19 protein-coding genes are annotated in these 20,268 nt (G+C 70.4%); 6 read left to right on the top strand and 13 right to left on the bottom strand.

Annotation, left to right across the window (positions count from 1 at the left end; all coding sequences use genetic code 11):
• Window positions 1-73: 73 nt before the first annotated feature.
• Together soxR and ACLQ3K_RS24400 are read right to left on the bottom strand one after the other, a co-directional pair.
• Window positions 74-526 (bottom strand): redox-sensitive transcriptional activator SoxR, encoded by a 453-nt coding sequence (gene soxR / locus ACLQ3K_RS24405; protein ID WP_224649446.1) that lies wholly within the window; start codon window positions 524-526, stop codon window positions 74-76.
• Between the two features lie 33 nt (window positions 527-559).
• On the bottom strand, window positions 560-1,429 hold the full coding sequence (locus tag ACLQ3K_RS24400) for a hypothetical protein (protein ID WP_224649444.1): 870 nt from the start codon (window positions 1,427-1,429) through the stop codon (window positions 560-562).
• An 81-nt stretch (window positions 1,430-1,510) separates the two neighbouring features.
• Between ACLQ3K_RS24400 and aroA the strand changes: the two genes are divergently transcribed.
• Genes aroA through ACLQ3K_RS24385 form a run of 3 tightly spaced genes read left to right on the top strand, consistent with a single transcriptional unit; the run spans window position 1,511 to window position 4,995 of the window.
• The gene (aroA, locus tag ACLQ3K_RS24395; RefSeq protein ID WP_426002002.1) at window positions 1,511-2,788 is read left to right on the top strand and encodes a 3-phosphoshikimate 1-carboxyvinyltransferase; all 1,278 of its coding nucleotides are present in this window, start codon (window positions 1,511-1,513) and stop codon (window positions 2,786-2,788) included.
• Window positions 2,789-2,791: 3 nt separating this feature from the next.
• Entirely contained in the window at window positions 2,792-3,784 is a 993-nt protein-coding gene (gene rsgA, locus ACLQ3K_RS24390) for a ribosome small subunit-dependent GTPase A (protein WP_224649439.1), read from the top strand.
• A gap of 35 nt (window positions 3,785-3,819) precedes the next feature.
• The gene (locus tag ACLQ3K_RS24385; RefSeq protein ID WP_426001998.1) at window positions 3,820-4,995 is read left to right on the top strand and encodes a glycosyltransferase; all 1,176 of its coding nucleotides are present in this window, start codon (window positions 3,820-3,822) and stop codon (window positions 4,993-4,995) included.
• A gap of 12 nt (window positions 4,996-5,007) precedes the next feature.
• Here the strand turns inward: ACLQ3K_RS24385 and msrA are convergent, their stop codons facing one another.
• From msrA to ACLQ3K_RS24360, 5 genes are read right to left on the bottom strand one after another with little or no spacing between them, the layout of a single operon-like run.
• Window positions 5,008-5,544 carry a peptide-methionine (S)-S-oxide reductase MsrA gene (gene msrA, locus ACLQ3K_RS24380; RefSeq protein WP_426001997.1) on the bottom strand — a complete coding sequence of 179 codons (537 nt, stop codon included), beginning with the start codon at window positions 5,542-5,544 and terminating at the stop codon, window positions 5,008-5,010.
• Between the two features lie 44 nt (window positions 5,545-5,588).
• On the bottom strand, window positions 5,589-6,077 hold the full coding sequence (locus ACLQ3K_RS24375) for a GNAT family N-acetyltransferase (protein ID WP_426001996.1): 489 nt from the start codon (window positions 6,075-6,077) through the stop codon (window positions 5,589-5,591).
• Entirely contained in the window at window positions 6,074-7,441 is a 1,368-nt protein-coding gene (locus ACLQ3K_RS24370; protein WP_426001995.1) for an FAD-dependent oxidoreductase, read from the bottom strand. The genes ACLQ3K_RS24375 and ACLQ3K_RS24370 overlap by 4 nt, the downstream gene beginning before the upstream one ends.
• Window positions 7,442-7,501: 60 nt before the next feature.
• Window positions 7,502-8,920 carry a fatty acid desaturase gene (locus ACLQ3K_RS24365; protein WP_426001994.1) on the bottom strand — a complete coding sequence of 473 codons (1,419 nt, stop codon included), beginning with the start codon at window positions 8,918-8,920 and terminating at the stop codon, window positions 7,502-7,504.
• A gap of 33 nt (window positions 8,921-8,953) precedes the next feature.
• A complete protein-coding gene (locus tag ACLQ3K_RS24360) occupies window positions 8,954-10,240 on the bottom strand; it encodes a fatty acid desaturase family protein (RefSeq protein ID WP_224649418.1) in 1,287 nt (428 codons plus the stop codon).
• A 258-nt stretch (window positions 10,241-10,498) separates the two neighbouring features.
• Here ACLQ3K_RS24360 and ACLQ3K_RS24355 point away from each other — a divergent pair, with 258 nt between their 5' ends.
• Window positions 10,499-10,840, top strand: coding sequence for a hypothetical protein (locus tag ACLQ3K_RS24355; RefSeq protein WP_426001993.1), 342 nt, complete (start codon window positions 10,499-10,501; stop codon window positions 10,838-10,840).
• Window positions 10,841-10,903: 63 nt separating this feature from the next.
• On the opposite strand, the gene ACLQ3K_RS24350 is transcribed toward ACLQ3K_RS24355, so the two are convergent.
• The 5 genes from ACLQ3K_RS24350 to ACLQ3K_RS24330 all read right to left on the bottom strand — a co-directional run bounded on the left by ACLQ3K_RS24350 (window position 10,904) and on the right by ACLQ3K_RS24330 (window position 15,962).
• Window positions 10,904-12,163 (bottom strand): fatty acid desaturase family protein, encoded by a 1,260-nt coding sequence (locus ACLQ3K_RS24350; protein ID WP_426001992.1) that lies wholly within the window; start codon window positions 12,161-12,163, stop codon window positions 10,904-10,906.
• Between the two features lie 162 nt (window positions 12,164-12,325).
• The gene (locus ACLQ3K_RS24345) at window positions 12,326-13,471 is read right to left on the bottom strand and encodes a ferredoxin reductase (protein WP_224649405.1); all 1,146 of its coding nucleotides are present in this window, start codon (window positions 13,469-13,471) and stop codon (window positions 12,326-12,328) included.
• 72 nt (window positions 13,472-13,543) lie between these two features.
• Entirely contained in the window at window positions 13,544-13,978 is a 435-nt protein-coding gene (locus tag ACLQ3K_RS24340; protein WP_224649402.1) for an META domain-containing protein, read from the bottom strand.
• Window positions 13,979-14,009: 31 nt separating this feature from the next.
• Window positions 14,010-14,558, bottom strand: coding sequence for a DUF6912 family protein (locus ACLQ3K_RS24335; RefSeq protein WP_224649400.1), 549 nt, complete (start codon window positions 14,556-14,558; stop codon window positions 14,010-14,012).
• The gene (locus ACLQ3K_RS24330; RefSeq protein ID WP_426001991.1) at window positions 14,559-15,962 is read right to left on the bottom strand and encodes a WS/DGAT/MGAT family O-acyltransferase; all 1,404 of its coding nucleotides are present in this window, start codon (window positions 15,960-15,962) and stop codon (window positions 14,559-14,561) included.
• A gap of 107 nt (window positions 15,963-16,069) precedes the next feature.
• On the opposite strand from ACLQ3K_RS24330, the gene ACLQ3K_RS24325 reads away from it, so the two are divergent.
• Together ACLQ3K_RS24325 and ACLQ3K_RS24320 are read left to right on the top strand one after the other, a co-directional pair.
• Window positions 16,070-16,630, top strand: a complete 561-nt coding sequence (locus tag ACLQ3K_RS24325; RefSeq protein ID WP_336671153.1) for an Rv3235 family protein — start codon at window positions 16,070-16,072, stop codon at window positions 16,628-16,630.
• Window positions 16,631-16,696: 66 nt separating this feature from the next.
• The gene (locus ACLQ3K_RS24320; RefSeq protein ID WP_426001990.1) at window positions 16,697-17,377 is read left to right on the top strand and encodes a lysophospholipid acyltransferase family protein; all 681 of its coding nucleotides are present in this window, start codon (window positions 16,697-16,699) and stop codon (window positions 17,375-17,377) included.
• 66 nt (window positions 17,378-17,443) lie between these two features.
• On the opposite strand, the gene secA is transcribed toward ACLQ3K_RS24320, so the two are convergent.
• Window positions 17,444-20,158 carry a preprotein translocase subunit SecA gene (gene secA / locus ACLQ3K_RS24315; protein WP_426002001.1) on the bottom strand — a complete coding sequence of 905 codons (2,715 nt, stop codon included), beginning with the start codon at window positions 20,156-20,158 and terminating at the stop codon, window positions 17,444-17,446.
• Window positions 20,159-20,268: the final 110 nt, after the last annotated feature.

Genomic DNA, 20,268 nt, shown 5'->3' with positions numbered 1-20,268 from the left:
GCCGTCAGCTACAGCCCACCACCGAAACACCGATCCTGCTGGCACATCGAGGTGGCAGATCCCATCCTCACAGTCAGGCCTGGAACTCGTCGAAGACGCGGCGCGGGCCGGCGCCGGTGGTGGCGAGGGCGTCGTGGGGGTTCGCGAGGGCGCAGGAGGCCATCGACAGGCAGCCGCAGCCGATGCAGTCGGTGAGGTTGTCGCGCAACCGGGTGAGCTCGTCGATCCGGTGCGAGAGGTCGTCGTGCCAATGCCGCGACAGCCGCTCCCAGTCCGCCTTCGTCGGCGTGCGGCCGTCGGGCAGCTCGGCGAGGGCGTCGCGGATCGTGGCGAGGGGGATGCCCACGCGGTGGCTGATCCGGATGAACGCGACGCGGCGCAGCATCTCCCGCGGGTACCTCCGTTGGTTGCCGGAGGTACGCCGCGCGGAGATCAGGCCCTCACGCTCGTAGAAGTGCAGCGCGGACACCGCGACGCCGCTGCGCGCGGACAGTTGGCCGACGCTGAACTCCCGGGTGGTCTCCACCCCGTCGAGACTACCTGAACGTTAGTTCAGGGATCAGCGCGCGGGCTTCGCCGCCGAAGACGACGCGGCAGCCGGCTTCGCGGCCGGGGCGGCGGGCTTCGCCGACGGTGCGCCCGGCTTCGCGGACGCGGCCGGGGCGGCCGGCTTGGCGGAACCGCTCGCGGCGGGCGCCGGGGCAGCGACCGCGGGCTTCGGCGGGTTCTTCAGGATGGCGACCTGCACGCCCAGCAGGTCGACGGCCAGCTGGTCGTCGGCGCCGACGAAGGGCGCGGGCTCGCGGGACTGGCGGCCGCCGCGCAGCGACATGGTGACGCCGTTGACGACAGCGGTGTACTGCCGCGACTGCAGGTACTCGACCTGGTTGCCGCGCTTGGTCTTGGTGGTGAACTCCAGGCCCAGGCCGTCGGGCGCGCCGGTGACCGCGATCGAGCGCACGCTGACCTCGGTGGTGGCGCCGTCGCGGACGGCCTTGAAGGTGCCGCACTTGGGCAGCGCGGCGCGCAGCGGGGCGACGTCCATGGCGAACTTCGAGACCACCATCGACCAGTTCACGCCGCGGGTGGAGCCGTTGGTCTGCGCGGTGTCGGTGCCCTTGGGGATGGGCAGGCCCGCGTACAGCACCTTGCACTCGGCCGGCGTGACGGCCGCACGGTTCAGCGACGCCCACGCGCCGTTCCAGCCGGCGGCGGCACCGGACAGCACCGCACCGCCGAAGCTCATGCCGTCGGGGAGGTTGCCGGAGCCGATGATCAGCTCGCCCGCCTTGTTGGTCGGCGCGGCGGCCGGCTTCGGATCGCCGGGCTTGGGATCGGCCGACGCGGCCGGTGCGAGGACACCCGCAAGGGTGGCGACGGCGGCGACGGACACGACGGTCCTGCCCACGAACGTACGAGTGCGCTTCATCGAGATCTCCCGGCGGTGATGACCTGACCTGTTTCGCCCAGCAAGGTAGCACGCGGTGAGGCCACCCTCATGTGCAAGGATATGCGCGTGGAGCAGTTGGAGCTTTGGCCCGCGCCCTTCGCCGCAGGTCCGGTGACGGGCACCGTCGCGCTCCCCGGCTCGAAATCGATCACCAATCGCGCGTACGTCCTTGCCGCGCAGGCCCCGTCGCGGTCGACGCTGACGAACACCCTCCGCAGCCGCGACACCGACCTCATGGCGGGGGCGCTGACCGCGCTCGGCGCGCGCGTCGACTTCGTTACCGACACCACGGTTGCGGTCACCGGCGGTGAATTGCACGGCGGCACGGTCGACTGCGGCCTCGCCGGCACCGTCATGCGCTTCCTCCCGCCGCTCGCCGCCGGGGCGCGCGGCACCGTCGAATTCGACGGTGACCCGCAGGCCCGGACCCGGCCCCTGGGCACCGTCCTCGACGCGCTGCGCGGGCTCGGCGCCCGCATCGACGGCGACGGCCTGCCCTTCACCGTGCACGGCGACGGCCCGATCCGCGGCGGTGCCGTCACCATCGACGCCTCCGCGAGCTCGCAGTTCGTCTCCGGCCTGCTGCTGAGCGGCCCGAGCTTCGCCGAGGGCGTCGTCGTGCACCACGACGGGAAGCCCGTGCCGTCGATGCCGCACATCGAGATGACCGTCGACATGCTGCGCGCCGCAGGCGCCGACGTGGACACCTCCGAGCCGAACACCTGGCGCGTCGCGCCGGGCGGGCTCCGCGGGCACGACTGGACCGTCGAACCGGACCTGTCGAACGCCACCGTCTTCCTCGCGGCGGCCGCGGTCACCGGCGGCGCCGTGACCGTCCCGCACTGGAACTCGCAGTCCACCCAGCCGGGCGTCCAGTTCGCCGACATCCTCGCCGCGATGGGCGCCGAGGTCACGCACGCCGACGGTGCGCTGACGGCCCGCGGCACCGGTACGCTGCACGGCGTCGACTGGGACCTGCGCGACATCGGCGAGCTCACGCCCACGGTTGCGGCGCTGGCCGCCCTGGCGGACTCGCCGTCGCACCTGCGCGGCATCGCGCACCTGCGCGGCCACGAGACCGATCGCCTGGCGGCCCTGACCACCGAGATCACGAACCTCGGCGGGCGCTGCACCGAGACCGAGGACGGCCTGCACATCGAGCCCGCGACGCTGCACGGCGGCGTCTGGCACAGCTACGCCGACCACCGGATGTCGACCGCCGGCGCGATCCTCGGCCTGGTCACCGAGGGTGTGCAGGTGGAGGACATCGCGGCCACGTCCAAGACGATGCCCGACTTCCCGGCCCTCTGGCACACGCTGCTCGGCGGCGAATCGTGAGCCTTGGGTAAGCGCGAGTACGACGAGACCGATGTCCGGGTGCGCCCGGGCAAGAGCAGTCGGCCGCGCACCAAGAACCGGCCCGACCACAGCGACGCCGAGACGGCGATGGTGGTCTCCGTCGACCGCGGGCGGTGGGGCTGCGCCCTCGGCGGCGACCCCGAACGGATCATCGTCGCCATGCGGGCCCGCGAGCTGGGCCGCTCCCCCATCGTGGTGGGCGACTCCGTGGGCGTCGTCGGCGACCTGACGGGCCGCAAGGACACGCTCGCACGCATCGTCCGGGTCGACGAGCGGTCGACGGTGCTGCGCCGCACGGCCGACGACACCGACCCCTACGAGCGGATCGTGGTCGCGAACGCGCACCAGCTCCTCATCGTCACGGCCCTGGCCGACCCGCCGCCGCGGACCGGCTTCGTCGAGCGCACCCTCATCGCCGCCTACGCGGGCGGCCTCACCCCGGTCCTGTGCCTGACCAAGGGCGACCTCGCCGACGCGGAGGAGTTCACCGCCGCCTTCGCCGACCTCGACCTCACAGTGATCGCCGCCGGCCGCGACGATCCGCTCGACGCCGCGCACGACCTCCTCACCGGCCGCGTCACCGCGCTCATCGGGCACAGCGGCGTCGGCAAGTCGACGCTGGTCAACCGCCTCGTCCCCGATGCCAATCGGGCGGTCGGCGTGGTCTCGGGGGTCGGCAAGGGGCGGCACACGTCCACCCAGTCGGTCGCACTGTGGCTGCCCGACGGCGGCTGGGTCGTCGACACCCCCGGCATCCGCAGCTTCGGCCTCGCGCACATCTCCATCGACGACGTGGTCGCCGCGTTCCCCGACCTCGCCGAAGCCGTGGAGGACTGCCCGCGCGGCTGCACCCACCAGGGGCCGCCCGCCGACCCCGAGTGCGCGCTGGACCGGCTGGAGGGGACGGCGCACCGTCGGGCGATGGCGGTCCGCGGCCTGCTGGCCGACCTGACCGCCACCCCCGACTGGGCCTGAGCGCGGCGGGGACCGACTCCTATATCGTTAGTTACGTGAACATCTTGATCACCGGTGTAGCCGGTTATTCGCACCTGGTCCCGTTCGTCCTGCCCGCGGCGTCGGCACTCCGGGATTCCGGCCACAGGGTGACGATCGCCGTCCCCGACGCCGGCGTGGATCTGGTGACGGAGTACGGATTCGAGGCGCTCCCGCTCCGCGGCGTGCCCGAGCTCCGCGAGATCGTGACCGACCCGGCGCTGCGCGCCGACGACTTCACCGTGACCGGCTACGCCCCGCCCGCGTCGCTGCCACCGATCGGCGGGTCGCTGCCGACGTCCTCGGTCCTCCTCTCGGCACGCGCTTTCATCGGCGTCCTCGCGCACCGCGCGGCGACGGCGCTCCTCGACGCGCTCGGCGACACCGTGCCCGACCTGATCCTGCGCGACAACACCGAGTTCGGCGGTCACCTCGTCGCGGAGAAGCTCGGCTGCCGCGAGGCCGTCCTCGACGTGGCGCCGATGCTCGACGAACGCGCGCCGGAGCTGCTCGCGGTCCTCAACGAGGTCCGCCGCGCGCACGACCTGCCCGAGGTCGCCGAGCCGCCGAGCGCGCCACGGATCGCACAGACCCCACTCGACTTCTACCCGCCCGGGCGGCCCGTCGAGGACGTGCACTGCTTCCGGCCCGGACCCCGCACACACGCGCCGCTCGACGCCGCGATCGCGGATCTACCCGCCGACGGACCGCTGGTGCTGGCGAGCCTCGGCTCGGTCGCGCCGCGGATCGGCATCGGCGGCGTGCTCCTGGACCGCATCGTGCAGGCACTGGGCGCACTCGACGTGCGCGCCGTGGTGGCGGTCGGATCGCATCCGGTCCCGAATCCGCCCGCCAACGTGGTCGTCACCGACTTCGTCGATCAGCAGACGATCCTCTCGACGTGCGACGTCTTCATCTCGCACGGCGGTTTCAACGGGGTTCGCGAATCGCTGCAGGCAGGCGTACCGGCGGTGCTGCTCCCCCTGTTCGGGGATCACCCCGGCAACTCGGCACAGGTCGAGCGCCTCGGTGCCGGTATCGCGCTCGATCCGGCAACGGCGTCGGCCGAGGAGATCGCTTCGGCCACCGCGAAGATCCTGGCCGACCCCGCGTACCGGCGGAACGCACAGCGCTTCGCGCGCCGTACGCAGGCACTCCCCGACCTCTCGGCCTTCCCTGCCTCGCTCGCCTGAGCCGTCGACCCGCTACGCGGAGGCGCGCTTGGGCAGCTTCCAGCCCGGGCGCGGGAAGTGGCAGGTGTAGCCGTCCGGGTACTTCTCCAGGTAGTCCTGGTGCTCCGGCTCGGCCTGCCAGAACGGGCCCGCCGCCTCGATCGTGGTCACGGCCTTCCCCGGCCACAGGCCGGAGGCGTCGACGTCGGCGATGGTGTCGCGGGCGACGCGCTCCTGCTCGTCGCCGAGCGGGAAGATCGCCGAGCGGTAGCTCGAGCCCACGTCGTTGCCCTGCCGGTCGACGGTGGACGGGTCGTGGATCTGGAAGAAGAACTCCAGCACGTCCCGGTAGCTGGTCTTCGCGGGGTCGAAGACGATCTCGACGGCCTCCGCGTGGCCCGGGTGGTTGCGGTAGGTCGCGTGCTCGTTCGCGCCGCCCGTATAGCCCACGCGGGTGCTCTCGATGCCGGGCTGCTTGCGAATCAGATCCTGCATGCCCCAGAAACATCCGCCCGCCAGGACCGCGGTCTCGCGGCCGGGGACCGTGGTGATGGTGCCGTTGTCAGTCATGCGCAGCTCCTTCCGCCGGGAGACCAGTGCTCCCGCCAATCGCTTCAACACCGCCGTGCCTCGCACGATTCCGACGGTACTCCCAGCACTCGGGTGAGGTAGGCGCTGTTCGGGTCGTCGACGTAGCCGCCGAAGGGGCTGCAGGGGACGAAGCCGTGCGCCGCGTACAGGGCCCGCGCGGGGGCGAAGAAGTCCTGGCTGCCCGTCTCCAGCGAGATCCGCTGCACGCCGCGGGACCGGGCGTCGTCGAGGGCGAAGGCCAGGAGCCGGCGCCCGATCCCCCGCCCGCGCACGTGCGGCGCGGTGCGCATCGACTTGAGTTCCTCGTGCCCGGGCTCGAGTGCGGCCAGGGCGACCGTCCCCACGAGTGCGCCGTCGTCGTGGCAGGTCCACAACCGGACGTGGGGCGCCCGCAGCTCGCCGAGGCCGAGCGCGTGCTGGCTCTCCGGCGGCGCGGTCGGCGCCATGTCGGCGTGGTGGGCGGCGAGGAACGCGGCGAGCGCCGGGTCGGCGAAGTCCGCGCGGGCGATCACTCCGCGGCGGCCTGGGCCGCGTCGATCATGGCGTCGACGCTGGTCAGCTTCACCCGGGGGCGCGCGTCCTCCTCTGCGAGGGCGGTCTCGTGCGCGTCGATGGCCATCCAGCCGTCGTACTCCACGAGGTTCGGCGCGCGGTCGACGATGAACTTCTCGACCTGCGCGCCGTCGAAGTCGCTGCGCTCGAGCTTGCCCGCGGCGACGTCGGCGAGCAGCACCGAGACGGTGTCGCGCGCGCAGTCGCGGTTGGTGGGGATCACGCCCGACGGTCCGCGCTTGATCCAGCCGACGACGTAGTGGCCCGGCAGGGGCGCACCGTCGTAGCCGACGATCCGGCTGTCGGCGTTGCGGAAGACGCCCCGCTCCGTGTCGAACGGGATGCCCGGGATGGGCGTGCCGTGGTAGCCGACGGCGTGGATGACCATGCCGGCCTCGTGCTCGGCGACGGCGCCGGTGGGCTGCGCCTCGACGCAGCCGTCCTCGCCCGCGACGAGCTCGTTGGTGGCCACGGAGACGGTGCGCACGCGCCCCTCGCCGCCGATGCCGACCACGGAGCGCAGGAACTTCAGCACGATCCGGCGGTCCGCGCCGGTGGGCTCCTGGGCGGCCAGCTTCCGCAGCTGCTTGAGGTTGTTGCGCTCGACGGGCGGGCGGGCCTTGTCGCGCTCCTTGTCCTCGGCGGGAACGTCGGCGGGGTCGACGATGACGTCGACGCCGGGCAGCTTGCCCAGCTCGGCGACCTCGGAGGGGGTGAACGCGGCCTGCTCGGCGCCGCGCCGGCCGAGGACGACGACCTCGCGCACCGAGGAGCCGTGCAGCGCCTCGAGGGCGTGCTCGGCCATGTCGGTGCCGGAGAGCTTGTCCGTATCGGTGACGAGGATGCGCGCCGCGTCGAGCGCGACGTTGCCGTTGCCGATCACGACGGCGCGCTCGACGCCCAGGTCGACGTCGAGGTCGCGGCGGTCGGGGTGGCCGTTGTACCAGCCCACGAAGTCGCTCGACGGGTGGTTGCCGGGGAGCCAGGCACCGTCGACCTCGAGGCGGCGGCCGCCCGACGCGCCGATCGCGTAGATCACGGCGTCGTACCACTGGGCCAGCTCGGCGGCCTGGATGTCGGAGGCCACCTCGACGTTGCCGAAGTAGCGGAAGTTCTCATGCTGCGCGGTGCGGTCGAAGATCTTGGTGACCGACTTGATCGCGGGATGATCGGGCGCGACGCCGTAGCGGACCAGGCCGAAGGGCGTGGGGAGCCGGTCGAAGACGTCGACCTGCACCTCGACGTCGTCCTGCTCCAACAGGTTCCCGGCGGCGAAGAATCCCGACGGGCCGGAACCCACGATCGCGACGCGCAAGGGCTTCATCAACAACACTCCCGAAACGGACGGCGCGGCAACCTTCTTAGGCTGCCCAAAGTAGGAAGTCTACGCCACACCCGAGCGGCGACGACGCGCGCGACGCGCCCGCTTCGCCTCGACCTCGAGCCGCTTCTGCTCGACCTTGTGCCGCGCGGCCTCGGCGATCGCGGACCGCAGGCCCACGCGCTCGACCTCCTCCTGGGCCGCGTGCGCGGCCTCGCGGGCGTGGACGAGCCGCTCGTGGGCGTTCTCCTGCGCGTGCGCCAGGCGCTCCTGCGCGTTCTCCTGCGCGTGCACGAACCGCTCGTGGGCGCTCTCCTGGGCCTGCGTGAGCCGCTCCCGGACCGCGGCGAAGCGCAGCTCGGAGGCGGTCTCGGGCGCGTCGTCGGCGGTGGCGCGCAGCCACCGGTCCGGCAGCGAGAGCTTGGCGATGGTGCGCTGCGAGAGGTAGTACTGCCGCAGCAGCGGCCCCTCGGTGTACGGGATGTCGTACTTCTCGCAGATCGCGCGCACCTTCACGGCGATCTCGGACAGCCGGTTGGACGGCAGGTCCGGGAACATGTGGTGCTCGATCTGGTAGCTCAGGTTGCCCGTCATGAAGTCCATGGCGGGGCCGCCGGAGATGTTCGCGCTGCCCAGCATCTGCCGCAGGTACCACTCGCCGGGCGTCTCGTCGACGATCGACTCGGTGGTGAACTTCTCCGCACCGTCGGGGAAGTGTCCGCAGAAGATGACCACGTAGGTCCAGATGTTGCGGACCACGTTGGCGGTGAGGTTCGCCGACAGTGTGCGGCCGAAGGAGCCGCCGACGGCCTTGCTGATCGCCGGGTAGAGCAGGAAGTCCTTGCCCAGCTGCCGCGAGGCCTTGATCCCCAGCTCGCGGAGCTGCTTGCGGGTCTGCGGCCACGGCTTGTTGCCGGCGATCGCCTCCGCCAGCTCGATGTCGTGCAGGGCGATGCCCCACTCGAAGGTGAGCCCCAGGAAGAGGTTGTTGAGGAACTGCGCGGAGCGCTTGGCCTCCCACTGCTCGTCCCGGGTCACCCGGAGCACGCCGTAGCCCACGTCGAGGTCCTTGCCCACGACGTTGGTGTACTTGTGGTGCAGGAAGTTGTGCGAGTGCTTCCAGTGAGACCCCACGCAGGCCATGTCCCACTCCCACGTGGTGGAGTGGATCTCGGGATCGTTCATCCAATCCCACTGCCCGTGCATGACGTTGTGCCCGAGCTCCATGTTCTCGATGATCTTCGCGACCCCGAGCATGCCCGCGCCGGCGGCCCAGAACCAGCGACTCTTGGAGCCGAGGATCGTGAGCCTGCCCGCCGCCTCGAGAACGCGCTGGGCGCGGATCACGCCACGGATGTACCGCGCGTCCCGATCGCCGCGCGACGACTCGACCTCGGCGCGGATCGCGTCCAGTTCCTGCGCGAGCCGCTCGATGTCGGCGTCGTCGAGATGGGCGTATTCGCCGACATCAGTGATTGCCACGTGTTCAGGCTACGCGCAGTCCGGGGGTCCGCGTCACTTCGCGGCCGCCAGCTCCTCGACGTGCGAGACCAGGCCGCGACGGTTGCCGTCTGCATCGATCTCGCCCTTGACCACCGTGGTCTTGCCGTTCTCGTCGTAGAAGCGCTTGTTCGAGTGGGTCTCGGGCGCGTCGTCGACGGTGTCCTTGAGGAACCGGTCCGGCAGCGAGAGCTTGATGATGGTGCGCCAGGACTCCGCGTACTGCTTCCACATCGGGCCCGTGTTGTAGGGCAGGTCGTACTTCTCGCAGATCTCGACGAGCCGCGAGTTGATGTAGTTGTAGCGGTTCGAGGGCAGGTCCGGGTACAGGTGGTGCTCGATCTGGCGGCCCAGGTGACCGGTGATGAAGTGCAGGGCGTCGCTGCCCTCGAAGTTCGCGGTGCCCAGCATCTGGCGCAGGTACCACTCGGGGAGCGTCTCGTTGTCGATGTCCTCGATGGTGAACTTCTCGGCGTCGTCCGGGAAGTGGCCGCAGAAGATGGTCATGTGGTCCCACACGTCGCGCACGGTGTTGGCCACGTAGTTCGCCGAGGCGGCCTTCTTGTAGCCGCGGGCGCCGGTGAAGGGCACGGCCATCGCGGGGAACAGGACGTAGTCCTTCGCGGTCTGCTTGGTGATCTTGGTGAGGACCACCTTGAGCCGGCTGCGGAACTCCTCCCAGTCGTAGTTCTCGTACTGCTCGCCGCCGTTGAGCGCCGCCTTCATGGCGTTCATCAGCTCGAGGTGCTGCACGGCCTTGCCGTACTGGAAGCCGATCATCAGCGTGAAGTTGTAGATCGGGTTGAAGAGCATGTACGGCTCCCACGGCTGATCGCGCGTGACGCGCAGGATGCCGTAGCCGATGTCGTCGTCCATGTCGGTGACGTTGGTGTACTTGTGGTGCATGTAGTTGTGGGTGTGGCGCCAGAACTTGCCGTCCGAGGCGCTGTCCCACTCCCAGTTGGTGGAGTGGATCTCCGGATCGTTCATCCAGTCCCACTGGCCGTGCATGATGTTGTGGCCGAGCTCGTTGTTCTCGATGACCTTGGCGTACGACAGGCACGCGGCGGAGGCGGCCCAGGCGGCCTTGCCCTTCCAGCCCTTCATGCCGGCACCGAGGCCGAAGACGCGGCCCGCGGTCTCCGCGATGCGCTGGCTCTTGATCACGCGGCGGATGTACTTGGCATCCTCCTCGCCGCGGCTCTCCTCGATCTCGCGGCGCAGCGCATCCAGCTCAGCACCGAGCGCCTCGATGTCGGCGTCGGTCAGGTGCGCGTACTCCGCGATGTCAGTGATAGCCACGAGGCGATCCCCAATCGGTCGGACCGCATGCAGCGGCCTAGAACAGAACGATTCCACTGTAGCAGCGAGATGGAACAAAGTCATCGATCTTGTTCCACCTGGGGCGCATGTCACACGGCGCGCCACCCGACCGGCCGGGACCGGTACCGGATCGGGGGCGGGCTGAGGCGCCGTTGCGACGGTCCCGCGACATTCGGATCGCAACGTGGGCCGTGTCGCCACCACCGGCGGCACCACCGACACGAATGGAGCAGGCCCATGAGCACGAGCACCACACGCCGTACCCGGATCCTCACCGCCGCGGCGGGCACCGCCGTCGCCGCCGGCGCCGTCCTGAGCGGCCTGGCCCTGTCCGGCACCGCGAGCGCCGACCCCGGCGTGGGCGTGAACAACCTCAAGAAGTGCACGGAGTTCATCAACGCCGACGGCAGCCCGAAGCCGGACCGCCCGAACGCATGCCTGCCCGTCGACCCGTTCACCGAGCCCGGGCTGACCCTGGCGCAGCGCAAGGCGCTGATCAACACAGACCCGAGCACGCGGGCGAGCGGATCGGCGCAGGCGGATTTCGCGGCGCTCGAGGCGAAGTTCGGCGGGCAGTAGCCCCGACGAAGACCGCCGCCGCGCCCGGTGATCCGGGTGCGGCGGCGGTGACGTACGACGGGCTCAGGCCCGACGGCCCCGTCGGGCGTGGACGGCGGCGCGGGCGGCCTTGAGCCCGAACCGGCGGCCGGTGCGCTCGTCGATGCGCGGCTCGGCGAACTCGGTGCCGGCGAACATCGCCTCCGAGGCCGTCTCCGGGGCGTCGTCCGCGGTGTCGCGGAGGTACTTGTCCGGGAGCGAGAGCTTGGCGATGGTCCGCCAGGACTTGTAGTACTGCACGTGCAGCGGGCCGATCGTGTACGGCAGGTCGTACTTCTCGCACAGCGCGCGCACACGAACGCCGATCTCCGACAGCCGGTTCGACGGCAGGTCGGGGAACAGGTGATGCTCGATCTGGTAGCTCAGGTTGCCGGAGAGGAAGTCGATGACGGGGCCGCCGGAGAGGTTGGCGCTGCCCAGCATCTGGCGGAGGTACCACTCGGCCTGGGTCTCGTTGTCGACGTCCTGCTTGGTGAACTTCTCGGCACCGTCGGGGAAGTGCCCGCAGAAGATGACCGCGTTGGTCCACACGTTGCGGATCACGTTGGCGGTGATCGTGGCGGTGAGCGCCTTGCGCCAGCCGCGCGCGCCGCCGAAGGGCACGCCGACCAGCGGAGCCGCGACGTAGTCCTTGAGCACCTGGCGGCCGATCTTGCGGCCCACGTCGGAGGCGTCGGCCTTGAAGCCCTCGCGGTCGAACCAGGACTTCTTCCACTTGGTGGCCGCGCGGCCCAGCTCGAGGTGCTGGATGGCCACGCCGTACTCGAAGAGCAGCATGAGGATCGTGTTGTAGACCAGGTTCCCCGAGTTGAACGGGGTCCACGGCTGGTCCCGGGTCACACGGAGGGTCTTGTAGCCCACGTCGTCGTCCATGTCGAGGACGTTGGTGTACTTGTGGTGCACGTAGTTGTGGGTGTGCTTCCACAGGCGCGACGTGCCGGCGTTGTCCCACTCCCACGTCGTGGAGTGGACCTCGGGATCGTTCATCCAATCCCACTGCCCGTGCATGATGTTGTGCCCGAGCTCCATGTTCTCGATGATCTTCGCCAGACCCAGCGACACCGCCGAACCCCACCAGAAGCCGCGCTTGTGCGCGCCGAGCAGCATCAGCCGGCCGGCCACCTCGAGCCCGCGCTGGGCGGCGATGGTGCGCTGCAGGTACTGCACGTCCGTCTCGCCGCGGACCGCCTCGATGTCGCGCCGGATCGCGTCCAGCTCGGCGCCGAGCGTCTCGACGTCGGCCTCCGTGAGGTGCGCGTACTCGGGGATGTCGGTGATCGCCATGCGGCCGCCCTTCGTGGTCGGTCTCGAATCTCTAACCTACGCAACCGTAAGTTACGGCCTCGGAGGTGTCAATCGGAGACGACCGGGCGGGTGGAACGCGCCCGGTCAGACGTCGAGGGTGCAGTCCCCTACCGCACGGAGATGCAATGGGACGGCCCCGGATTAGACGTCGAGGGTGCAGTCGCCCACTGCCACCGAAATGCACGTCTGAATGCGCTCGCCCTCGGTGTGCAGGTCGCCGCTGCGCAGGTCGCGGACCTGGCCGTCGGCGAGCTGCACCACGCAGGTCTGGCAGATGCCCATGCGGCAGCCGAAGGGCATCTGCACGCCGGCGGCCTCGCCCGCTTCGAGGAGGGTGGTGGCACCGTCGACGTCGGTGGTCTTGCCGGCCTTGAGGAAGGTGACCTCGCCGCCGCTCGCGGAGACGTCCGCGCGCTCGACGGTAAACCGCTCCTGGTGCAGGCGCGACTCGATGCCGCGGTCCTTCCAGGCCTTCTCCATGTCGTTGAGGAAGACGCCCGGCCCGCAGATCCACGTCTGGCGCTCCTGCCAGTCCGGGACGGCCTCGCCGAGGTTCGCCGGCGTCAGGCGGCCGGCGTCGCGGGTGTAGCGCAGCTGCACGCTGACGTTGTCGTGGTCGGCGTCGAAGGCCTCGAGCTCGTCGCGGAACAGGGCGGAGTCGGCGTTCGGCGAGGAGTGCACGGCCACGATGTCGGTCGACGCGGGGATGCCGCGCCGCTCCAGCGTGCGGAGCATCGCCATGACGGGCGTGATGCCGCTGCCCGCGGTGAGGAAGAGGACCTTGGGCGGCAGGGGGTTCGGGAGCGTGAAGTCGCCCGACGGTGCCTGCAGGCGCACGATGGTGCCCTCCTGCACGCCGGTGACGAGGTGGTTCGAGAGGAAGCCCTCGTTCATCGCCTTGACGGTGATCGACACCTCGCGCGGGGCGCGGCCGTGGCCCATGTCCGGTACGGAGGTGAGCGAGTAGGAGCGCCACGTCCACTTGCCGCCGACGAGGACGCCGATGCCCACGTACTGGCCGGCCTCGTACTTGGTGTTGAAGCCCCAGCCGGTCTCGATGGTGAGCGTGACCGACTCGTCGGTCTCCTGCTCGACCTTGACGATCTTGCCGCGCAGCTCGCGCGCCGACCACAGCGGGTTGATCAGGTGCAGGTAGTCGTCCGGCAGCAGCGGCGTGGTGAGCCTCGCGACCGCGCCGCGCACCAGGTTGGTGCGGGGATGCTCGGCGGAGACGTTCTTGGCCGGGGCCTCGAGCCAATCACGGAAAGCGCGGAAGGAGTTGCTCATGGGGGTGAGCCTACGGTGCCGTAGCTTGTTGGGACAATTTCTGTGAGGTTGTCCTATGCGGGTGCGGCGCGGCTACCGCTTCGCGGGGCCCGCGGCGACGAAGTTCCAGTAGCCCCGCGGACCGTCGGAGATCGTGAGCCGGTTCCCGGTGACCTTCACGGTGCGCGGGCCGTCGAAGGCCTGCCGGAACTGCTCGCCCGCGCCGGCGACGTAGCACATCCGCAGGGTGGAGAAGAGGCCGCTGAAGGTGGCGCGGTCACCCTTCACCTCGGCGGTCATGCCGAAGACGTTGCAGCCGTCGTTCCCGCCGGCCCGCTTGCCATCGATGCTGAAGTGCGCGGGCGATCCGGTGTACTTCACCGGCGCGGTCCGCGCGAAGCCGCTCGACGCGAAGTTCCACTGCGTGCCCGTCAGGGGCACCGGAGCCGCCGACGCCACGGGCGCGGACGCCGCGACGCCCGCCCCCACGAGGAGGGCCGCCGCCAACCGGGTACCGCGCACCGTCATGCCACCACCGTAACCCCGCCCGCGAGCTGGCTCAGAGCAGTTCGAGTAGGAAGGGCAGTTCCTGCGTGGCGTACCAGGCCAGATCGTGGTCCTCCGCGTCGCCGACGGCGAGCTCCGCGTCCTCGTCGCCGAGGTCCGCGGCGTCGACCACCTGCGCGGCGCGGGTCACGGCCGCCTCCGCCTCGGAGACGTCGACGTGCACCGCGAGAACGTTCTTCAGCCGGATGGGCTCCGTGACCTTGAGGACGGCGTCGTCGAGGTCGGGGCGTTCCTTCGCGGCCGGGACGTCGGCCGTGATCACCACGCGCCGAACGGGATCCGGCGCGGCACCGTCGCCCTCGGCCTCGGCCTCGGCACCGTCGGCCGGCTCCGGCTCGTCGACGGCGAGCAGCCGCAGCGAGGCGCGCGCCGCCTGGCGCATGGCGGCCTCGGCGAGCTCCTCGTCATCGCCCGAGGTGTACGCCTCGCGCAGCGCGGGCGTCACCCCGAAGACGGTGCCGCCCAACGGGAACAGCTCCCCGTCGCGCTGCAGGACCTGCAGCCCCGCCAAGGTGCTGGGCACGTACACGCGGACCGTCATCTACTCCCCCTTCGCGGACGCGGCGAGCTCGTCCAAGGCCTCGTACAGGAACTCCGTCATCGAGATCACGTCCCACATGCCGTCGCGGTCGGCGTTGAGCCCGATGTACACCGTGCCGTTGTACGACGTGATGCCGATGGACACGACCTGGTTGGCGATGAGCGGCGGCACCGGGAACACCTCCTGCACCTCGATGCCGGACAGGTACACCGGGGCCTGCGGGCCCGGCGCGTTGGTGACCAGGGTGTTGAAGGACCTCGGCGAGACGCTCATCGCGGTCCGCGCGCCCAGCGCGTGCAGCGTCGGCGGCGTGAAGCCGCCGCTGGCGGCCAGCGCCCGCGCCGCGACCTGGCGGTTCCGGTCCACCTGGGCGGCGGCGCCGTGCGCGATCTGGCGCAGCCGGACCACCGCGTTGCTCTCCGCGACGGGGAGCCGCACGATGTACGCGCGCACCTGTTCGCCGACGCCGAGACCCACGTCGTCGACGGCGATCGGCTCGAGCACCCGCACCTCGGTGCCGGCGCTGATCGGCTCGCCGCGCGAGATCAGCCAGGTGCGCAGGCCGCCCGCGATCACCGACAGCAGCAGGTCGTTGACGGTGCAGCCGTAGGCCGCCCGCAGCCGGCGGAACTCGTCGAGGTCCATCCGGGCGACGGCGAACCGGCGGCTCCGCGAGATCGGCACGTTGAGCGAGCGCACCGGGGTGACGGCGGTGCGGGCGCGCACCAGGCTGGAGGCGCGCTCGATGACGTTGGCGGCGTCCTCCTGCAGGCCGGTGATCGACTCGGCGACCTCGCCGACCAGGCCCTGGATCATGGACGCGGTCCGCGCGGGGCGCGAGAGCATGTCGATGACGGCGCCCATCACGAGCTCGCCGTCGCTGGGCTCGTGCTGGCCCATCCACAGGTCCTCGGGCGGCTCCGGCGTGTGCGGGGTGCCGGTGAGCAGCAGCTGCATCAGGTCGACGTTGGCGCGGCCGTCGACGAGCGCGAGGTGGGTCTTCGTGAACACCGCGAGCCGGTCGTCCGCCAGCCCCTCGATGAGGTAGACCTCCCACAGCGGGCGCTCACGGTCCAGCGGCCGGGAGTTGAGGCGCGCGACCAGGTCGTGCAGCTGATCGTCGCTGCCCGGCTGGGGCAGCGCGGAGACCCGCACGTGGTACGTGATGTCGAAGTCGCGGTCCTCGACCCACACCGGGCGGGCGATGCCGAGCGGCACCGCGCGGACCTTCTGCCGGTACCGGGGCACCTCCGCGAGGCGCTCCTCGATGGTGTCGAGAAAGCGCTCGTACTCCAGCCGCTCCTCGGGTCGGCGCACGATGACGAGCGACCCCACGTGCGTGGGAGTGGTGGAATTCTCCAACGCGTAGAACTCCGCGTCGGACTGGCCGAGCCTGCCCTTCACTGCACCTCCCCCGGTGACCGATCTTCGGCGTCAGCATACGGGATCGACCGCTCGCCGCCGGTTCGAGTACACGGGATCCGAACGGCTTCCTGATGCGTCTAATCAGTATGGGGGCGATCATTCTCGCGGCCGACGGGGCACGGTCCCGCACGCCGCGCACACCGGAACCCGGCTTCGTCGTGCTGCGCGCGCCGGACGCCGAACCTCCCGCGCGGCCGCTCGTGCGCGTGAAGGCCGCGCGGGCCGCGCCGCCGCTGCCGGCACCGTCGGATCCCGCCCCGCCGGAGCCGATCGCCCTGCCCGGGCCCGTGGCCGCAGTGCACCCCGACGCGCACCGCTTCGTGCTCTCCACGCTCCGGCCCGTCTTCGAGGTACTGGACCGGCGGCGCCCGGCGAAGCACCTCGCTGCGATCGCCTCGGGCACCGTGGTCGACGTGCTGCGGACGCTCGCGGAGACGGGGCCGGCCGGCACGGTCTCCGGGTGGGGCGACGTGCACGTGGGCACCCCGCGCGCGCTGGCACAGCGCGCCCGCCGCCCGCGCGGGCCCGAGGTGGGGTCCGAGATCTTCCTGACCTACACCCGCGGGGAGCGGGTGCTCGCCGCGGCGGGCCGGGTCGAGGCCGCGGCCGGACGGTGGCGGTGGGTCGCGTTCACCACGGCGGCGTGACGCGGGTTACTCCTGTGTTTGCGCGAATCACGACCGCCCGGCGCGGCGGGGCGGTACACAAGGGACATGTCGCTGAGCTCGCTGCGTGCCGCGTTCCGTTACCGGGTGGCCCGCCACTTCCTGATCGGCCCCGCGCTGTGGGCCTGGGGACGCCCCGAATACACGGGGCTGGAGAACATTCCCCGCACCGGTCCGGTGATCCTGGCCGCGAATCACCTCGCGATCTCGGACTCGTTCTACGTGGTGCAGAGCGCGCGGCGGCCCGTCAGCTTCCTCGCGAAGGCGGACTACTTCACCGAGCCCGGGATCAAGGGCCGGTTCAAGAAGATCTTCTTCTCCGGCATGGGGCAGATCCCCGTGGACCGGCGCGGCGGCTCGGTCTCGGCGCCCGCGCTCGAGGCGGCGACGAAGATCGTCGAGGACGGCGGCGCCTGGGGCATCCACCCGGAGGGCACCCGATCCCCCGACGGCCGGCTGTACAAGGGCAAGACCGGAGCGGTGCGGGTGGCTCTCGCCACCGGCACGCCGCTCATCCCGATCGCGCTGGGCCGCACCGACAACCGGACCCGGAAGAACTTCTGGAAGAGCCGCGTCACCGTCGACGTACTGCCGCCGCTGGACCTGAGCGACGCGAGCCTCGACGATCAGGAGTCGATCCGCCGCGCCACCGACCGCCTGATGGACGTGATCGGCGAGCACACCGGCCAGGACCGCGTCCCCGAGTACGCGAAGAAGGGCGGCAAGTAGCCGCTCGACGACGAACTCGACGACGAAGGAGGGCGGCAGTGCCGCCCTCCTTCGTCGTTCGGTGGCTTACCGGCGGTGCTTGCCCCGCGCGGCCGCGGCCTTCTGGGCGGCCTTGTCGGCCTCGCGCTTGGCGGCGCGACGCTCGGACCGGGACCCCTGCGGCTCGTCGGCGTTCTGCGACATCTCGGTGAGCTCGCCCTGCTCGGACGGGCCGGAGAGGGTGATCTTCTCCGGGTCCACGTCGGCGACGGGGCTGCTCACCTGCGCCGGCGCGGCGGCCTCCGCATCGGCGGCCCCGGGCGCGCCCTCCTCGGGCTCCTGCACCTGGACCTTGAACAGTGTGGAGACGGACTCCTCCTTGAGGCCCTCGAGCATGCCGTTGAACATGTCGTAGCCCTCGCGCTGGTACTCGACCACGGGGTCGCGCTGGGCGATCTGCCGCAGGCCGATGCCCTCCTTGAGGTAGTCCATCTCGTAGAGGTGCTCGCGCCACTTCTGGTCGAGGACCGACAGCAGCACGGACCGCTCGACCTGGCGCATCGTGCCCTCGCCCGCGGCCTTCTCGATCGACTCCTGGTGCTTGTCGTACGCCGCGTGGATGTCCTTGAGCAGGACGTCCTTGAGCTCACCGCTGGTGATCTCGTCGCGGTCGCCGTTCTCGTCCTCGCCGACGACCTGCTTCCAATCGAGCTCGATCGGGTACAGCGTCCGCATGGCGGTCCACAGCTCGTCGAGGTCCCAGTCCTCCACGTAGCCCGTGGACGTCGCGGCGTCGACGTACGCCGAGACCACGTCGTCGGTCATGTGGTTGACCTGGTCGAAGAGGTCCTCGCCGCGCAGGATCTTGCGGCGCTCGTCGTAGATGACCTTGCGCTGCTCGTTCTGCACGTCGTCGTACTTGAGGACGTTCTTGCGGATCTCGAAGTTCTGCTGCTCGACCTGGGTCTGCGCGCTGCGGATGGCGCGGGAGACGAACTTGTTGTCGATCGGCACGTCGTCGGGCAGGTTGACACGGTTCATCCACGCCTCGATCTGCGCGCCGTTGAAGCGCCGCATCAGCTCGTCGCCGAGCGAGAGGTAGAAGCGGGACTCGCCCGGGTCGCCCTGACGGCCGGAGCGGCCGCGCAGCTGGTTGTCGATGCGCCGCGACTCGTGCCGCTCGGTGCCGAGCACGTAGAGGCCGCCGGCGTCGCGCACGTCGTCGCCCGCCTCCTTCGACTCCTTCTTGACCTGCTCGATGGTCTCGTCCCACGCCGCCTCGTACTCCTCCGGCGTGGTCACCGGATCGAGACCGCGCTCGCGCAGCTTCAGGTCGGCGATGATGTCGGGGTTGCCGCCGAGCACGACGTCGGTGCCGCGGCCGGCCATGTTGGTGGCGACGGTGACGGCGCCGGGCGTGCCCGCCTTGGCGATGATCGCCGCCTCCTGCTCGTGGAACTTGGCGTTGAGCACGGTGTGCGGGATCTTCTTGCGCTCGAGCTGGCGCGAGAGGTACTCGGACCGCTCGACCGAGGTGGTGCCGATGAGGACCGGCTGGCCGGCCTCGTGGCGCTCCTCGATGTCCTCGACGATGGCGGCGAACTTCGCCTCCTCAGTCTTGTAGATGAGGTCCGTCTGGTCCTTGCGGATCATCGGCCGGTTCGTCGGGATCGGGATGACGCCCAGCTTGTAGATCTGGTGCAGCTCGGCGGCCTCGGTCTCGGCCGTACCGGTCATGCCGGAGAGCTTGTCGTAGAGGCGGAAGTAGTTCTGCAGCGTGATCGTGGCGAGGGTCTGGTTCTCGGCCTGGATCTCGACGTTCTCCTTCGCCTCCAGGGCCTGGTGCATGCCCTCGTTGAATCGGCGCCCCGCGAGCACGCGGCCGGTGAACTCGTCGACGATGAGGACCTCGCCCGAGCGGACGATGTAGTCCTTGTCGCGCTCGTAGAGCTCCTTGGCCTTGATCGCGTTGTTCAGGTAGCTGACCAGCAGCGAGTTGGTCGCGTCGTAGAGGTTCTCGATGCCCAGCTGATCCTCGACCAGCTCGACGCCGGCCTCGTTGACGCCGATGGTCTTCTTGCGGATGTCCACCTCGTAGTGGACGTCCTTCTCCATCAGCGGGACGATGCGCGCGAACTCGGTGTACCACTTCGAGGAGGCGTCGGCGGGGCCGGAGATGATGAGCGGCGTGCGGGCCTCGTCGATGAGGATCGAGTCCACCTCGTCGACGATGGCGTAGTTGTGGCCGCGCTGCACCAGCTCCTCTTCGCTGTGCGCCATGTTGTCGCGCAGGTAGTCGAAGCCGAACTCGTTGTTGGTGCCGTAGGTGATGTCGGCGCTGTAGGCCGTGCGGCGGCGATCCGGATCCTGCCCGGAGAGGATGCAGTCCACCTCGAGCCCGAGGAAGCGGTGCACGCGGCCCATCCAGTCCGCGTCGCGCTTGGCGAGGTAGTCGTTGGTGGTGACCAGGTGCACGCCCTTGCCCGTGAGCGCATTGGCGTAGGCCGCCATGACCGAGGTCAGGGTCTTGCCCTCACCGGTCTTCATCTCGGCGATGTCGCCCTCGTGCAGGGCGCCCGCGCCCATGATCTGCACGTGGTACGGCTTCTGCCCGAGCACGCGCCACGCCGCCTCGCGGGCGGTGGCGAACGCCTCGGGGAGGATCTCGTCGAGGGACTCGCCCTTCTGCAGGCGCTTCTTGAAGAGCTCGGTCTTGGCCTGGAGCTTCTCGTCGGAGAGCGCCTCGTACTCGTCGTTCAGGCTCTCCACGTAGGAGGCCAGGCCGTCGAGCCGCTTGACCATCCGGCCTTCGCCGAACCGCAGCACCTTGGAGAGAACCACTGAGCAACCTCAATCCGTTAACGAGTCAAAGTGAGCGCGCGCACACACGAATCCCGGCCGCGTCGTCCGCG

Source organism: Tsukamurella sp. DT100 (assembly GCF_049844855.1).
In the GTDB taxonomy this organism is placed as follows: Bacteria; Actinomycetota; Actinomycetes; order Mycobacteriales; family Mycobacteriaceae; genus Tsukamurella.
This window is presented reverse-complemented; position numbering and strand designations above follow the sequence as displayed.

Bases quoted from the DNA above. Each gene is read 5' to 3' on its own strand.
- ACLQ3K_RS24400 (WP_224649444.1), bottom strand. From the start codon at position 1,429: ATGAAGCGCACTCGTACGTTCGTGGGCAGGACCGTCGTGTCCGTCGCC.
- aroA (WP_426002002.1), top strand. From the start codon at position 1,511: ATGCGCGTGGAGCAGTTGGAGCTTTGGCCCGCGCCCTTCGCCGCAGGT.
- msrA (WP_426001997.1), bottom strand. From the start codon at position 5,544: ATGACTGACAACGGCACCATCACCACGGTCCCCGGCCGCGAGACCGCG.
- ACLQ3K_RS24370 (WP_426001995.1), bottom strand. From the start codon at position 7,441: ATGAAGCCCTTGCGCGTCGCGATCGTGGGTTCCGGCCCGTCGGGATTC.
- ACLQ3K_RS24355 (WP_426001993.1), top strand. From the start codon at position 10,499: ATGAGCACGAGCACCACACGCCGTACCCGGATCCTCACCGCCGCGGCG.
- ACLQ3K_RS24350 (WP_426001992.1), bottom strand. From the start codon at position 12,163: ATGGCGATCACCGACATCCCCGAGTACGCGCACCTCACGGAGGCCGAC.
- ACLQ3K_RS24345 (WP_224649405.1), bottom strand. From the start codon at position 13,471: ATGAGCAACTCCTTCCGCGCTTTCCGTGATTGGCTCGAGGCCCCGGCC.
- ACLQ3K_RS24340 (WP_224649402.1), bottom strand. From the start codon at position 13,978: ATGACGGTGCGCGGTACCCGGTTGGCGGCGGCCCTCCTCGTGGGGGCG.
- ACLQ3K_RS24335 (WP_224649400.1), bottom strand. From the start codon at position 14,558: ATGACGGTCCGCGTGTACGTGCCCAGCACCTTGGCGGGGCTGCAGGTC.
- ACLQ3K_RS24325 (WP_336671153.1), top strand. From the start codon at position 16,070: ATGGGGGCGATCATTCTCGCGGCCGACGGGGCACGGTCCCGCACGCCG.
- ACLQ3K_RS24320 (WP_426001990.1), top strand. From the start codon at position 16,697: ATGTCGCTGAGCTCGCTGCGTGCCGCGTTCCGTTACCGGGTGGCCCGC.
- secA (WP_426002001.1), bottom strand. From the start codon at position 20,158: ATGGTCAAGCGGCTCGACGGCCTGGCCTCCTACGTGGAGAGCCTGAAC.